Origin of the sequence: Enterobacter cloacae complex sp. FDA-CDC-AR_0132, assembly GCF_003010695.1 — a bacterium.
GTDB classification, from domain to species: Bacteria; Pseudomonadota; Gammaproteobacteria; order Enterobacterales; family Enterobacteriaceae; genus Enterobacter; species Enterobacter ludwigii.
In genome coordinates this window covers 2,166,108-2,180,243 of sequence record NZ_CP027618.1, presented here as the reverse complement: position 1 = coordinate 2,180,243, position 14,136 = coordinate 2,166,108, and the positions used below count along the sequence as shown (strand labels likewise).

Genomic DNA, 14,136 nt, shown 5'->3' with positions numbered 1-14,136 from the left:
ACAATTAAATTTCACTGCTTTTGCTAGCATGATCGCATTAACATCAGCCTGTTAATCGGTTCATTCCTATGACACCACTCGAAACACTGCAATCAGCCATCTCTAACGTCTCTGTATGGCGTCAGGGAGACGTATGCGCTCCACATAAACCGTTGTTGCTACTGTATGTGCTGTCGCAGTACAAAGCAGGCCACCCACGCCTGTTCAACTACGGCCTGGAGATCCACGAACCACTCACTTGCCTGCTGAAAGAATTTGCCATAAACGACGCATAGGCTATCCCAATATGCCTTTCTGGCGGCTTAGAACTGACGGCTTCTGGGAAATAGCCAACGCAGAAGGCTGTCAACCGCGCAAAGGCAACACCCAGCCGACAAAAAAAGAGCTGATTGATAACCAGGTAGCAGGTGGCTTTGATGAAGCGGCTTACCAGCAGCTACTAGCGCATCCGGAGATGATCGACCAGCTGGCCCAGCAAATACTGATAGCTCGCTTCCCCGAGAGTATTCAGAGGATCCTCGCCAACCAACTGGGTCTGGATTTTATCGACCGTTCAAAGAACCGCGATCCGCGCTTCAGAGATATCGTTCTCCGGGCTTACCATTCGCAATGTGCTTTCTGCGGCTACGACCTACGATTGGATGGTGCGCTGGTTGGTATTGAAGCAGCCCATATCCACTGGAAATCTATGGCGGGCCGTGTGTGGTAAACAACGGTCTGGCGCTGTGTTCGCTGCACCATGATGCTTTTGATATGGGCGCATTCGGACTGGATGAAAGCCTCACTATCCGCATCTCAGGCGGCGTCAGCCGTAGCCCGATGGTGGATAACCTGTTCTGACAACGGAACGGCCAGCGGTTACATCTTCCTCATGACAAATCGCTGTGGTCCACTGAACAATACGTGGGCTGACATCGTAAGCAGATTTTCAAATCCTGAGACCATGAGCTTCACAGATATCATTGATTGCCCGATCTGTTTTATCCCCTTTAGGGGGTAAATTTCTTTTAACCCCTATAGCGGATAATTTGCGCACCAGACTGGATTCCAGAATGCTGGCGGGAGGTACAGAAGAAATTCCAGAACCTGAATCTTCACCGAAAACAAAAAAACGGCCTCAACATCTGGCACTACGCCGTTGTTCACGTCTGAAGGGATATCTGCTTGATGATCCCACGCCGCTTTTTGGAGATGACGTTCTCTTTAATAACCCTCATCTCTTGCTCAGTGAAGGAGAAGACACCCATGACCTTTGAACAGCTCCTGGAAGAGTATTTTTTTGCCCGTCTGCTGCGCCCTAATACCCAGAGCTGCTATTGCACGGCGGTAAATCAGTTTACCCACTGGCGCAACGCACTGCCCGCCGAAGTCACACCGCATAGGGTGCTGGAGTAGCGTCATTACCTGTTAAATGTGCGGTGTATCAAACCAGTAAGCTGGAATCACTATATGCGCCATATGCGTGCTTTGTATAACTTCGCCATTGAACAGGGGCTACTGGAGCAGTTCATCAATCCACTCCAGAAAACATCGCTACGGGAATCTCGTAAGAAAAAGAAAACCCTGACCCGCGAGCAAATCCTCGCATCCCGAAAAGTACTGAACCAATTTATCGAACGGGAGAAAATGCAGCGCGGCTATCGTTCGCCTTTATATCCGGCATGGTTTTGGCTGACCGTGGTTGAAACCTTCAACTACACCGCTATCCGGCTGAATCAGCTTATCCATCTGCGCATTAAGGATGTCGATCTGGTCCATGACACGCTGTTTATTCAGAGCGAAGGCAGCAAAAGCCATGATGAACACATTGTTCCTATCGCCTCACGGCTTCGACCCTATCTGGAGCATCTGCTTGAAGATGCTAAAACAAAGGGAATGCGGGCTGACGATCAGTTGTTCAACATCAATCGTTTCAGTCGGCGCACGCTGCGCCGGGGTAAACCGATGACAGAAAATCAGGTGAGTTATTTCTTTGCCAAACTCAGCGATGCCTGCCACAGCCGTTTCTCATCACATCGCTACCGTCATACCGTTGCCACAGAATTAATGCAGAAACCGGAGCAAAATTTGTATGTCACGCAGAAACTACTCGGACACCGCGATATTAAGGTGACGCTCAGTTATATTGAACACAATGTCGAGAAGCTCAGAAGTTGCGTGGAGAGAGATTGACAAAACAGGGAGTGAGTGAAAAGATCCGGCCTGAGGCTTTATAAACAAAAAAAGCCGGAGATGCGGCCATTTTGTAGTTGCCGTCAACGTCCAGCTTCATTGTACAACGTACTGACTGTTATAGATTTTCCGATTATCACAATCGTTTTTGGTGCCGAAGGCCGGACTCGAACCGGCACGTATTTCTACGGTTGATTTTGAATCAACTGCGTCTACCGATTTCGCCACTTCGGCACTGAAGGGGATGCGGAAACGTTGTGGATTATACCTGTCGCGCGCCGCCATGCAAGCGGCGACGCGCTAAACCTACGCTAAGTGTCCAAAAAACCAGCGCCCTGTCATTCTACCTCGGAAACCGCCAGCCGAATCACGCCTGCCGCCTTCTGCTCTGGCAGCGCCAGCACCTTCGCCCACATCTCCTGCACCATGTCGCAGGAGAGCTTCTCTTTGCCCACCGCCTTCTCCGGCATCTGCAGTAGCTGGATGTCCTCGCCGTACTTGTCGGCCAGCGTTTTCATAATCGAGCGGACATCCGTCACCGCGGCTTCGCGTTCTTCCGGGGTCACGGTGTGGCGATTTTTGCCGTAGGCCGCGCGCATCATGTCGGCGTCGGCCTGCATGCGCCGCGTCATCAGGTCTTTATCCAGCATGCGCATCGGGTTGACGCCCCCTTTTACCGCCGGGTAGAGGAAACGGAAACAGGCGTCGTCGCTCACCTTCTGGATGGCGGCGGTCTGCTCCATGTTGATCGTCATATAGTTCACCACGTTAGCGTCCGGCGCGTTTTGCAGGCGCGACATCTGCAGATGCAGGATCTGCGGCTGGATGGTGTCGATAATCTTCTGTTCCGGCTCGCCGGCTTTTTGCAGGGCCGCCATCTGGTCAAGAATGCGCTGATGAAGCACAGGCTCCTGCTCTTTAATCACCTGCCAGGCGGGCATTGCGTTGAGGGTGGTATCAAGCTGCTGTTCGGGGGTGTGCTGGCGTTGTTTGTCGAAGTAGACCCAGAACGCCACGACGGCGGCCAGGAGAGTCACCACGACTATACGGATCCACGTTTTATTCATCTCGCATCCTTTTCTTTTCGCTATGCCGGTTTACACCGGCACGCCGCTGTGAAAGCGAAACTCGTTGTCCGGTGTCGAGATAAGTGTGGCTTCAATTTCGCCAAAAAGCTGTATGCGCGGTGAGATATCGTCGTCGCTCACCTGTTGGGCAAGCGTCAGGTAGTCCTGATAGTGGCGCGCTTCCGAGCGCAGCAGCGAGAGATAGAACTTCTGCAGGTCGTCGTCGAGGAACGGGGCCAGCGCGGCGAAACGCTCGCAGGAGCGGGCTTCGATGTAGGCACCGCAGATAAGCTTGTCGATAAGCGTCAGCGGTTCGTGCGTGCGCACCGCTTTCAGCATCCCTTTGGCGTAGCGGCTGGCGGTGATTTTGACGTACGGAATGTCGCGCGCCAGCATCGCCTCGCGCACCTGCCAGAAGTGGTGCAGCTCTTCTTTAATCAGCAGCACCATGCTGTCGATAAGCGCCTGGCCCCACGGGTCGTCGGTTTTGGGCATGACGCTTTTGCCAATCTGCTTGTGCAGGGCCACAAAATCCGGTTCCGGGCCTTCGCGGAAGGTGAACGCTTCGTAGGGTTTGAGCCAGTCGAGCAGCGCGTCGGCACCGCTTTCATCGGCGACGTATTTGCGCACCAGCAGCAGCGCGGTCTGGGCAGCCTTGAGCTCGCACACCATGTGGTCGGTGAGCAGCAGCGGCAGGTTCGCCGGGTCGCGGGCTTTATCAATCCATGCTGGCGGGGTCGGGCACTGGAGGAAGTTAAGAACGGGGGCGAGTATCTGCGGGTAATCCATGGTTCTGCCTTGAAAAAGCGGTGGCACGCGCCACCGCCTGAAACGCTTAGTGACGCACGCCGTCGTCGTCTTCGTCGATGAAATCTTCGTCGTCGCCTTCTTCGCCGTCTTCACCGTTCGGATCTTCGAAGTAGGTTCCCCAGCCGTCGTATTCCACTTCAAACTTCTCGGCCAAGTTCATCAGCTGTTCGACCTGAGCGTCGATCAGCTCTGCTTTCAGCGCGCCTTCGCTCAGAATATCGCAGCAAATGACGGTGTCGCCCTCTTCCACTTCCAGCTCTTCCGGCTCGGTCACTTCGTAACCCAGTTTGAAAGCTTCTACCGCCAGTTTTTCCAGCGCGTCGAAATCGTCAGCAGAGAAATGGTGCTCGATGGTGTACAGCGCGTCCGGATCGCTACCGTCTTCCAGCAGTTCTTCGATAATCAGGCGCGTCTCTTCGCGTTGCTCTTCCAGGTGTTCCGGGTTTGCCATGGCTCATTCCTCTTTAAAGTGCGGCAGATACTTCTATTTTCACACACGGACGGGTTTGCCTCCACCTTTGTTGGAAAGATTTGTGAAACGGGGTTGCAAATGAATAATTAGACATATAAAGTGAATTTTAATTCAATAAGTGGCGTTTGCCATGTGAGGATAAAATGTCTGATCTGTACAAGAAACACTTTCTGAAATTGCTCGATTTTACCCCTGCACAGCTCAATTCCCTGCTGACCCTTGCCGCTCAGCTTAAAGCCGATAAAAAAAAGGGTAAGGAAGTACAAAAGCTTACTGGCAAAAACATCGCGCTCATCTTCGAAAAAGACTCAACCCGTACACGATGCTCTTTCGAAGTTGCCGCATTTGACCAGGGCGCGCGCGTCACGTATTTAGGGCCGAGCGGCAGCCAGATTGGGCATAAAGAATCAATTAAGGACACCGCGCGGGTACTCGGGCGGATGTACGATGGCATTCAGTATCGCGGTCACGGCCAAGACGTGGTCGAAACGCTGGCGCAGTATGCGGGCGTGCCGGTGTGGAACGGGCTGACCAACGAGTTCCACCCAACGCAATTGCTGGCGGACCTGCTGACCATGCAGGAGCACCTGCCGGGCAAAGCGTTTAACGAGATGACGCTGGTTTATGCGGGCGATGCGCGTAACAACATGGGTAACTCAATGCTGGAAGCGGCAGCGTTAACCGGGCTGGATCTGCGTCTGGTGGCACCGAAAGCCTGCTGGCCGGAAGAGCGCCTGGTGGCGGAGTGCAGCGCGCTGGCGGAGAAGAATGGCGGGAAGATCACCCTGACGGAAGAGGTAGCGGCCGGCGTGAAAGGGGCGGACTTCATCTATACCGATGTGTGGGTGTCGATGGGCGAGGCCAAAGAGAAGTGGGCCGAGCGGATTGCCCTGCTGCGCGGGTATCAGGTGAACGCGCAGATGATGGCGCTGACCGGTAACCCGGACGTGAAGTTCCTGCACTGTCTGCCGGCGTTCCATGACGACCAGACCACGCTGGGTAAGCAGATGGCAAAAGAGTTCGATCTGCACGGCGGGATGGAAGTGACGGACGAGGTGTTTGAATCGGCGGCGAGCATTGTGTTTGACCAGGCGGAAAACCGGATGCATACCATTAAGGCGGTGATGGTGGCGACGCTTGGGGAGTGATCCTCTGCGGTCTTGTGCCCTCACCCCGGCCCTCTTCCACCGGGAGAGGGCGTAAACCGGCGCCACTTCATTGATTTTTCCGCCTGAAAAAGGTACGTTTTCGCCTTAATTCCTGCGTGGACATACCAGCATTATGCCGATTATTCAGTCTGTTGAACGTGCGTTGCAGATCCTCGACCTGTTTAACGAGCAGGCCACCGAGCTTAAGATCACCGACATCAGCAAACTGATGGGGCTGAGCAAAAGTACCCTCCACTCGCTGCTGAAAACCCTGCAGCTTCACGGCTATATCGATCAGAACCCGGAAAACGGTAAATATCGCCTCGGCATGAAGCTGGTTGAGCGCGGTCATTTTGTGGTGGGCTCAATCGATATTCGTCAAAAGGCGAAAGGCTGGCTGACGGAGCTGTCGCAGCGTACCGGGCAGACCACCCATCTGGGGATCCTGGACGGCCGTGAAGGCGTTTATATCGAGAAGATTGAAGGCAAGCTGGCGGCTATCGCCTATTCACGCATTGGTCGTCGGCTGCCGGTTCACGCCACCGCCATCGGCAAGGTGTTGATTGCCTGGCTTGGCGAGGCCGAGCTGAACGCCCTGCTTGAGGGCTATCAGTACACCACCTATACCCCTTCCACCCTTGCCTCCCGCGACGCGTTGCTGGAGGCCCTCGCCAAGACCCGCGAGCAGGGTTACGCCTTCGACCGCGAAGAGAACGAGCAGGGCGTGCGCTGCGTGGCGGTACCGGTGTGGAACCATGAATCCCGCGTGATTGCCGCCCTGAGTCTGTCGACGCTGACGTCGCGGGTGGATGACGCCGAACTGGCCAGCTTCCGCGAGCAGCTTCAGCAGGCCGGGCTCCAGCTCTCACGCGCGCTGGGTTACCCGGCCTGAGCCGCTATTTCGCGGCCGGTTCGTAGGTGAAGTAATCAAAGTCAGCGTGGCAGCCGTCACCGCTGATGTCTTCGCAGTGCAGGCCGACAAACGCGCCGGTAAAGAAGCCGCGCCCGCCGATGTAGTCATCCGACAGTTTCCACGCTTCATACGTCACCGGCACGGTGTGCCACGTCTCACCGTCAAACGAGTAGCTGTAACGGTAAACCAGGGTGTCGACGTCAACCCGTAACCAGATGCTCTCTGCGCTGTCCGGTACCGGGATCGGCTGTTCATGCAGCGGCCACGACGGCACGTTGTGGTCAAGCTGGATCACTTTGATCGTTCTGCCCTGCCCCTCCTCGTAGTCCACAAAGCAGTAGCTCCAGTTTTTACTGTTGTAGTAGCAGGTCAGCCCGGCGCTCTGCTGGAAGTGAACCGGCAAGAACTGCATGCGCGTCTCTGCCCGGAAGGCGAAGTGCTGCCAGCGGCGGGCCACGGTCGACTGGGTAAAGGTCGAGTTAAGCGAGTCGTTGCCGTAAAGGCGCAAATAGCCCGGGCGCACGCTCAGCGAGCCGAGGGTGTCGTCGAACGGAATGCGAAGTGTCTGCAGCTCCGGGTCAAGCGTGCTGCCGTCGAAATCCTCCCGCCAGCGGTCCCGGGAGGCGGCGGGCTGCTCCGCTATCTGCGGGCCGGGGACGGTCAGCTGCGCGTGTTTGCCGCCTTCAACGTACGGCCAGCCGTCGCGCCATTCGATGCGCGCAATGCCGGTCTCGCGTCCCAGCGGGCAGTAGCCACGCCCGCCCGAGGCCAGCAGCGGTATACCCGGCAGGCGCAGCGGTCGGCTGGTGAGGTAGGCCATATACCACTCCCCGGTGTGGGTCTGCAGCAGCGAGCCGTGGCCGCTCTTCTGCAGCGGGTTCTCCGGCAGATGCCAGCTGGTCATCATCGTCACGTCCGGATGCAACTCGTACGGCCCGTCGAGCGTTTTTGAGCGCAGCACCACCACCGCGTGTTCATAGCTGGTACCGCCTTCGGCGACCATCAGGTAGTACCAGCCCTCTTTACGATAAAGGTGCGCCCCTTCGGTGTAGCAGAGCGGCGTGCCGGTAAACAGGGTTTTGCGCTCGGGCGAAAGGGTGCCGGTCTGCGGGTCAAACTCCTGCATCACGATAGTGTTATGCGGGTTGCTGTGATGGCGCGGCCCCCACGGGCGGTAGAGGTAGTATTTGCGGCCATCGTCGTCGTGGAACAGCGACGGGTCAAACCCTCCGTTGCCCATCGGGATCGGTTCGCTCCACGGCCCCTCGATGGAGGGCGCAGTGACGAGGAAGTTACGGCCATTTTTCCACGGCGAATCGACAATTTTCACGTCGGTGTACAGTAGCCAGAATTGGCCATCGGCGTAGCTCAGGCACGGTGCCCAGATGCCGCCGGAGTCCGGGTTGCCCTTCATGTCCAGCATCGACACCCTGTCCAGCGGCGTGCTGACCAGCGACCAGTTCTTCATGTCGCGGGAGTGGTAGATGCGCACGCCCGGAAACCATTCAAACGTCGAGGTGGCGATGTAGTAATCCTCCCCCTGACGGCACAGGGACGGGTCCGGGTTAAAGCCGGTGAGGATCGGGTTTGTTATCGTTGTCATGTTGCCTCCTGTTAATGGGATGCGGCTGTCGCAGCGTCGGGCACGGCGTCACCCTGCGTTGCACGGTGCTTAATCAGCTGCTGGCTGATGGCCGCCACGCGGGCGTCGGTGAGTTTGTAGAACGACAGCATGATGAACATGCCCACGTAGAGCACCACCGGCACCACGCAGAACAGAATTTTAATGGTGGTCAGCACTTCGACCGGCTGCACGCTGCTGCTGGCGGAGTAGTTCACATACGCCAGGATCCAGCCCACCACCGCGCCGCCAATCGCCAGACCGATCTTCAGGCTGAACAGGTAGGTGGAGAACACCAGCCCGTCGAGGCGGCGTCCACTGCGGCTCTCCTCGTAATCCACCACGTCAGAGGCCATCAGCCACTGCAGAGGCGTGGTGGTGTTAAAGACGAACAGGAACAGAATGTTAAGGGCGAAAATCAGGGCGATATGTTCGGCCGGGATGAAGAAAATCAGCAGGCTGATCAGGGAGTAGGCCACGATAATCCACTTGAAGGCGGTCACCCGGTCAAAGCGCCCCAGCAGGCGGGATGAGCAGAGCGAACCAAACATGGTGGCGAGGCTGCCGTAAAGCAGAAACTGCGTCGCCATCTCCGGGTGATCCATGACGTATTTCACGAAGTAGAGCGTCGCCCCGCCGCGGACCACGTTGGAGCAGGTCGCCATCATCTTGAACGCACACATAATGCGCCACTGGGTATTGCCAAACAGAAGCTTAAGGTCTTTCGACACCGACGATCCCGGCTGCACCTCAAAGGTGTAGCGCTCTTTGGTGGTGAAGAAGCAGACGTAGAGCAGCACCACACCGCTCAGCCCCAGCACGCACATGGCGCCGAAATAGCCGACCTGCTCATCGCCTTTACCAATGATGCTCACCAGCGGCAAGGCAATGCCACTGATGGCCAGCGATCCCGCCGCCGCGAGGAAAAAGCGCCAGGACTGCAGCGCGTGGCGCTCTTTCGGGTCAGCGGTGATGACGCCCGGCATGGCGCAGTAAGGGACGTTAACGAAGGTGTAGACCAGGGTCAGCAGAATGTAGGTTATGCAGGCGTAGATGATTTTACCCTGCGCGGAGAAGTCCGGCGTGTAGAAGGTCAGCACGCAGACAATCCCAAACGGGATCGCGCCCCACAGCAGGAACGGGCGGAACTGGCCGTGACGCGTGCGGGTGCGGTCAACCAGCAGCCCCATCAGCGGATCGGTGACAGCATCCAGCACGCGGGAAACTAAAAACAGCGTCCCCATAATGCCCGCCGACAGGCCAAACACGTCGGTATAGAAATAGGCCAGCAGGAACATGGTGGCCTGCCAGACAAAGCCGCAGGCGGTGTCACCCAGCCCGTAGCCAATTTTATCTTTCATGGTTAATTGCATCATTACCCCCAACGGCAGTACGTGGAACAGTGCAAACGCCAGGGTCCTGATTCAGGCAAATAAATGCCCGGTGCATCATCAGGAATACACCCTTATTTCGTGTGCTGAATTCACAACATCGTGTTAATAGAGTGTAATTAAGTGTTCAATTAACCGACAATGGTCATATCTTATTTCTGAATTATGATATTTTGCTTTTGTGACGCCACTCGATATCCTGATATCATTTAAAGACTTTGCTTTTCATGCAATTACATTATTTGCACAATAATAAAAAACAGACATGCAAAAGCCGTCCACGGAATATTTTCCGTAGACGACAAGAGCCACAAATATAATTAAAGACCGAGCGATTTTTTACCGGCGTTAATTACCTCGATGATTTTATCGGTGTCATAAATACACCCTTTCCAGGTGCCGCCGCTCACCGACTGCAAGGCCGCCCACAGGCGGGTATCGTCCGGCAAAAATGCATGGGCGTGCAGGTCAGGATGCACCGGACGCGACGCCAGCACGCGCCCCCCCTCTTCCGGCGTCAGCGGCTGTTCCGCCGTGCCGATAAAGTTAACGCTGCCCGTTAAGGACAGGCGGTCGACGCTGATCTCAATGATATCGTTGTCGCGCAGCTTGCCGATGGGGCCACCTGCGAGCGCTTCCGGCGACACATGGCCGAAGCACGCCCCGGTTGATACCCCTGAGAAGCGTGCATCGGTGATCAGCGATACCGTCTTGCCCCACGAGATATGTTTCAGCGCGGAGGTCAGCTGGTAGGTCTCTTCCATGCCGGTGCCGGACGGGCCTCCGCCAATCACCACCATAATATCGCCCTGCTGGATCGCTTCCTGCTTAATGGCCTTGATGGCCTGCGCTTCAGAGACAAACACCCGCACCCGGCCGGTATGGCGGTAAACGCCATCGTCATCCACAACAGACGTGTCGATGGCCGTGGCTTTGATCACCGACCCTTCGGGCGCGATATTGCCGGTCGGGAAGCAGACCGTCGAGGTCAGGCCTTTCGCGTGGGCGCGTTCAGGCGGCAGGATCACGTCATCCGGGTCGACGCCGTCCTGCTCGCGCAGGCACTGACGAAAACGCGCCCGACGCGCTGAGTTTTCCCACCAGTCGAGGTTCTCCCCGACCGTCTGGCCGGTAACGGTCATGGCATCTTCATGCAGCAGCCCCAGCTTGCGCAGATGCAGCATCACCTCCGGCACGCCGCCCGCCAGGAAAGCACGCACCGTCGGGTGGTAGTCCGGGCCGTTTGGCAGCACGCTCACCAGACGCGGAACCTTACGGTTGATGCGCGTCCAGTGCGCCACATCCGGAATGGTGCAGCCCGCCGCATGGGCAATCGCCGGGATGTGCAGCAGCAGGTTGGTGGAGCCGCCAAACGCCGCGTGAAGCACCATGGCGTTTTCAATGGCTTTGTCGGTCAGGATATCGCGGGTCGTGATCCCACGGTTATCCAGCTCGCTCACCGCCCGCGCAGACTGACGGGCAATCTCCAGCCACACGGCCTGCCCGGACGGGGCGAGCGCGGAGTGCGGCAGCGCCAGACCCAGCGCTTCGGCCACCACCTGTGACGTTCCCGCGGTGCCGAGAAACTGACAGCCGCCGCCGGGTGATGCACAGGCGCGGCACCCCAGCTCGGCAGCCTCCTGCAACGACAGCTCATGGTTAGCGAAACGCGCACCAATGGTCTGCACTTTTCCGGCATCTTCCCCCACGGTCGGCGGCAGCGTCGCCCCACCCGGCACCAGAATGGTCGGCAGATCATGCATGGAGGCCAGCGCAATCATGGTCGCGGGCAGCCCTTTATCGCAGGTTGCCACGCCGATCACCGCGCGCCGCGTCGGCAGGGAGCGGATCAGACGACGAAACACGATCGCCGCGTCATTACGGTACGGCAGGGAGTCGAACATGCCGTGGGTGCCCTGAGAGCGTCCGTCGCACGGATCGCTGACGAAGGCCGCAAACGGGATCCCACCATTACGGGTGATCTCCTTCGCCGCCGCCTGCATCTGCATGCCAATCTCCCAGTGGCCGGTGTGGTAGCCCAGCGCCACAGGTCGTCCGTCCCCGGCGCGAATGCCGCCCTGCGTGCCGATAATCAGCACCTCTTTGCCGGTCAGCTTGTTGGCGTCCCAGCCCATACCGGCGTTTTGCGTCATGCCAAACAGATTACCGCTGGGGGATTCCATCAGCATTTGCGGGGTCAGCGGCAGCGCCCCCTGCGGCCCGGCCGCATGGGTGATGACGGCATAAAACGCATCGTCCTGTGGGGTGAAAATTTTCTCAATGGTCATCGTCGTCTTCCGGCTCAGCAGAGCTTGAGCTGTTGCAACAGGGTTTTCAGCTGCGCCTTACGCGGCTCATCCAGTGACGACGCGGGCGGCAGCACGTATGTGGAGATCGGGCGGCCGCACAGCACAATCGCCTCTTTAATGACGTTCACAAACGGCGTATCAAGCTGATACATCTGCGGTATTTGCAGCAGGATCTGGTGGTATTCGGCCGCCTTCGCCACCTCCTGGTCACGCCAGGCCTTCAGCAGATTCACCGACACCTGCGGAGCAAAGTTACCGCTGGCCGAGATCGCGCCATCGCCCCCCAGCAGCAGGGTATTAAACAGATGATCGTCATAGCCGCACAGCACCGTGAAGTGCGGATGGGCAGATTTGACGGTGTGGATCATGCTGCGCAGATGGGCGACGGAATCGATCGTGTCTTTGATGCCGACAATATTGCTCCGCGAGTCGGCCAGGGTTTTGACCAGCGCCGGAGTCAGATCCTGCCCGGTCAGCGCCGGGAAGTTATACAGCATTACCGGCAGTGTGACGCTGTCTGCCACCTGTTCGAAATAGCGGATCAGATTCGCTTCGGACACTTTCCAGTAGTACGGGTTGATCACCACGATCCCGTCTGCGCCGGCCTGCTGCGCATGCTGGCTCAGTTCAAGGGTTTCCCGGGCATTGGTGCCACCGGTGCCAATCAGCACCGGCACCCGGCGATCGACATGATCGATAGCAAACCGGGCAATGGTTTTACGCTCTTCGGCGTTTAGCTGGGAGAACTCGCCGCCGCTGCCCAAAAAGAACAGGCCATCGACGCCTGCGGCGATCAGGTCGTCGATCAACGCGGCAGTGCCGTGTTTATCAAGCTGTCCATCGGCGGTAAAGATGGTGGAGACAGGGGGAATGATTCCCGTGAACAACGCGGTCTGCGGCATGAGATCTCCTTGCTGAATTATTTTGTTCTACATTATAGAACAGCGTTCATTAATTTTACGATCATACTATGACGCAGAAAAAGCGCAGGTAAATGGGAGGCGATGAGGGAGTGCGGAAAATATAAGCTGGATCACATAATGACGGGCTGCGGCCTGATGCTTTCACCCTCTCCCACCGGGAGAGGGAACGTTTTACCCTTCTTTAACGCTAACAGGGCTTACCCCACCAGCATTTTCACCACCACTTTACGCACCTTCGCAGGCGCGCCCACCGCGCACAGCGGCTTGTGCACTTCACCCGGATAGAACACCACAAAATCACCTTCACTTAACACCACCGTTTTCTCCTGCCCGCCCTCGGGCAAAAACGCGATGTCTTTATCCGCCAGCCAGTCGGTGTCCGGCGTACCGTGCGGCAGGGTACTGAAGGTCATCCCCTCCTGGCCTTTCATGATTATCTGAATATCCAGATAGCGTGCGTGATACTCAGCACGGCGCTCGGCAAACGGCTGGGTCATATCTTCAGACACCAGATAAAACAGGCTGTTGCCGTCGATGTCGTGTTTGCCGCAGGGGGTAGCATCGGTAACGTGCGCTTTGACGTACTCGATAGCCTGACGCAGTTCTTCAGGTAGCCAGGACTGCAGATGATGGATGTTGCCAGCGATCATAAATAAACCCTCAATATAAAACAGCGTTTCATTTTAATCTTTTATACGAGAATTCAGACTGTCCTACCACCGCTTTTTCGATGAGTTTTGCGCGAGCGCATGTTTATCGGGAAATGTGTTACTCCACTGTTAATCGCTCACAGGCATTTATGCAGTCTTTATGCATAACCTCAGCCCTCCGCTTTCAGGCCGTGATGCTAACTTACTGATCGTATACGTTTCATAGCAAAACTCTCTGTGACTTCACACTTTATCAATTTGGTAATTTGCTATTAAATCCCATAATTATTTATTGATTATTCTTAAGCCAAAAATAGTTAATGGATAATAGTGCATAGTCATTCTGCTCGCCATTTAATTATCTTCAAAATCAATAGCATAACTAAATATGTCAAAACATTAAATTCTACAAAATAATAACAACTCCAAATAATGCCAACGGATCCTGCTTAGCTATTCACCCGCAAATATAATCAAATTAATCATTATCTGATACGAATCATGCAAATGAAAACAAACTCCTTAATAGCCATTTTCACGTGAGCGACGTCACAATATTCATTATTTAAGCGCCTACTATAAATCTCGAAATCAATTGAGCTTAGCCGCCATGTAAATAAAGACATCACATGGCGCATGCCCTTTTTATTCTGAAAAACA

Annotated in this window: 13 protein-coding genes, 1 tRNA gene and 2 pseudogenes; 7 read left to right on the top strand and 9 right to left on the bottom strand. The window is 56.1% G+C overall.

From position 1 onward, the window contains the following. Positions 1-68 precede the first annotated feature (68 nt). The 4 genes and pseudogenes from AM379_RS10555 (at position 69) to AM379_RS10545 (ending at position 2,172) form a co-directional block, all read left to right on the top strand. Positions 69-912: pseudogene (locus tag AM379_RS10555) on the top strand (phosphorothioated DNA-binding restriction endonuclease). Positions 913-1,050: 138 nt separating this feature from the next. Further along, positions 1,051-1,256 (top strand): annotated as a pseudogene (locus AM379_RS24625) (conjugal transfer nickase/helicase domain-containing protein); the annotation flags it as partial. Next, on the top strand, positions 1,246-1,395 hold the full coding sequence (locus AM379_RS24320; protein ID WP_236900328.1) for a hypothetical protein: 150 nt from the start codon (positions 1,246-1,248) through the stop codon (positions 1,393-1,395). The pseudogene AM379_RS24625 and the gene AM379_RS24320, both read left to right, overlap by 11 nt. Positions 1,396-1,404: 9 nt before the next feature. Then, positions 1,405-2,172, top strand: coding sequence for a tyrosine-type recombinase/integrase (locus tag AM379_RS10545; RefSeq protein WP_335673695.1), 768 nt, complete (start codon positions 1,405-1,407; stop codon positions 2,170-2,172). A 149-nt stretch (positions 2,173-2,321) separates the two neighbouring features. On the opposite strand, the gene AM379_RS10540 is transcribed toward AM379_RS10545, so the two are convergent. The 4 genes from AM379_RS10540 to rraB form a co-directional block, all read right to left on the bottom strand. Then, positions 2,322-2,406: transfer RNA gene (locus AM379_RS10540), tRNA-Leu, on the bottom strand. A 104-nt stretch (positions 2,407-2,510) separates the two neighbouring features. Further along, entirely contained in the window at positions 2,511-3,239 is a 729-nt protein-coding gene (locus AM379_RS10535) for a topoisomerase II (RefSeq protein WP_106503680.1), read from the bottom strand. 30 nt (positions 3,240-3,269) lie between these two features. Continuing rightward, positions 3,270-4,028, bottom strand: a complete 759-nt coding sequence (gene miaE / locus AM379_RS10530) for a tRNA isopentenyl-2-thiomethyl-A-37 hydroxylase MiaE (protein ID WP_047954973.1) — start codon at positions 4,026-4,028, stop codon at positions 3,270-3,272. A 46-nt stretch (positions 4,029-4,074) separates the two neighbouring features. Next, a complete protein-coding gene (gene rraB / locus AM379_RS10525) occupies positions 4,075-4,500 on the bottom strand; it encodes a ribonuclease E inhibitor RraB (protein WP_014168417.1) in 426 nt (141 codons plus the stop codon). 120 nt (positions 4,501-4,620) lie between these two features. Between rraB and argL the strand changes: the two genes are divergently transcribed. The 3 genes from argL (at position 4,621) to xynR (ending at position 6,561) form a co-directional block, all read left to right on the top strand. Then, positions 4,621-4,695 (top strand): putative translational regulatory protein ArgL, encoded by a 75-nt coding sequence (argL, locus tag AM379_RS24255; RefSeq protein WP_223399268.1) that lies wholly within the window; start codon positions 4,621-4,623, stop codon positions 4,693-4,695. Continuing rightward, positions 4,665-5,669, top strand: a complete 1,005-nt coding sequence (gene argF / locus AM379_RS10520; protein ID WP_032679528.1) for an ornithine carbamoyltransferase — start codon at positions 4,665-4,667, stop codon at positions 5,667-5,669. Before argL ends, argF begins: the two co-directional genes overlap by 31 nt. A 133-nt stretch (positions 5,670-5,802) precedes the next feature. After that, entirely contained in the window at positions 5,803-6,561 is a 759-nt protein-coding gene (gene xynR, locus AM379_RS10515) for a DNA-binding transcriptional repressor XynR (RefSeq protein ID WP_025205733.1), read from the top strand. A gap of 4 nt (positions 6,562-6,565) precedes the next feature. Here xynR and AM379_RS10510 read toward each other — a convergent pair whose 3' ends face one another. From AM379_RS10510 to AM379_RS10490, 5 genes are all read right to left on the bottom strand, one after another. Beyond that, positions 6,566-8,185, bottom strand: a complete 1,620-nt coding sequence (locus AM379_RS10510) for a glycoside hydrolase family 43 protein (protein ID WP_106503679.1) — start codon at positions 8,183-8,185, stop codon at positions 6,566-6,568. An 11-nt stretch (positions 8,186-8,196) separates the two neighbouring features. Then, positions 8,197-9,579 carry an MFS transporter gene (locus tag AM379_RS10505; RefSeq protein WP_072126504.1) on the bottom strand — a complete coding sequence of 461 codons (1,383 nt, stop codon included), beginning with the start codon at positions 9,577-9,579 and terminating at the stop codon, positions 8,197-8,199. A gap of 335 nt (positions 9,580-9,914) precedes the next feature. Further along, the gene (yagF, locus tag AM379_RS10500) at positions 9,915-11,882 is read right to left on the bottom strand and encodes a xylonate dehydratase YagF (protein WP_106503678.1); all 1,968 of its coding nucleotides are present in this window, start codon (positions 11,880-11,882) and stop codon (positions 9,915-9,917) included. 14 nt (positions 11,883-11,896) lie between these two features. Beyond that, entirely contained in the window at positions 11,897-12,805 is a 909-nt protein-coding gene (gene yagE / locus AM379_RS10495) for a 2-keto-3-deoxygluconate aldolase (RefSeq protein WP_063925714.1), read from the bottom strand. Between the two features lie 218 nt (positions 12,806-13,023). Further along, positions 13,024-13,476, bottom strand: a complete 453-nt coding sequence (locus AM379_RS10490) for a YhcH/YjgK/YiaL family protein (protein ID WP_014168409.1) — start codon at positions 13,474-13,476, stop codon at positions 13,024-13,026. Between the last annotated feature and the right edge of the window lie 660 nt (positions 13,477-14,136).

Bases quoted from the DNA above. Each gene is read 5' to 3' on its own strand.
- AM379_RS24320 (WP_236900328.1), top strand. From the start codon at position 1,246: ATGACCTTTGAACAGCTCCTGGAAGAGTATTTTTTTGCCCGTCTGCTG.
- AM379_RS10535 (WP_106503680.1), bottom strand. From the start codon at position 3,239: ATGAATAAAACGTGGATCCGTATAGTCGTGGTGACTCTCCTGGCCGCC.
- miaE (WP_047954973.1), bottom strand. From the start codon at position 4,028: ATGGATTACCCGCAGATACTCGCCCCCGTTCTTAACTTCCTCCAGTGC.
- rraB (WP_014168417.1), bottom strand. From the start codon at position 4,500: ATGGCAAACCCGGAACACCTGGAAGAGCAACGCGAAGAGACGCGCCTG.
- argF (WP_032679528.1), top strand. From the start codon at position 4,665: ATGTCTGATCTGTACAAGAAACACTTTCTGAAATTGCTCGATTTTACC.
- xynR (WP_025205733.1), top strand. From the start codon at position 5,803: ATGCCGATTATTCAGTCTGTTGAACGTGCGTTGCAGATCCTCGACCTG.
- AM379_RS10510 (WP_106503679.1), bottom strand. From the start codon at position 8,185: ATGACAACGATAACAAACCCGATCCTCACCGGCTTTAACCCGGACCCG.
- AM379_RS10505 (WP_072126504.1), bottom strand. From the start codon at position 9,579: ATGATGCAATTAACCATGAAAGATAAAATTGGCTACGGGCTGGGTGAC.
- yagF (WP_106503678.1), bottom strand. From the start codon at position 11,882: ATGACCATTGAGAAAATTTTCACCCCACAGGACGATGCGTTTTATGCC.
- yagE (WP_063925714.1), bottom strand. From the start codon at position 12,805: ATGCCGCAGACCGCGTTGTTCACGGGAATCATTCCCCCTGTCTCCACC.
- AM379_RS10490 (WP_014168409.1), bottom strand. From the start codon at position 13,476: ATGATCGCTGGCAACATCCATCATCTGCAGTCCTGGCTACCTGAAGAA.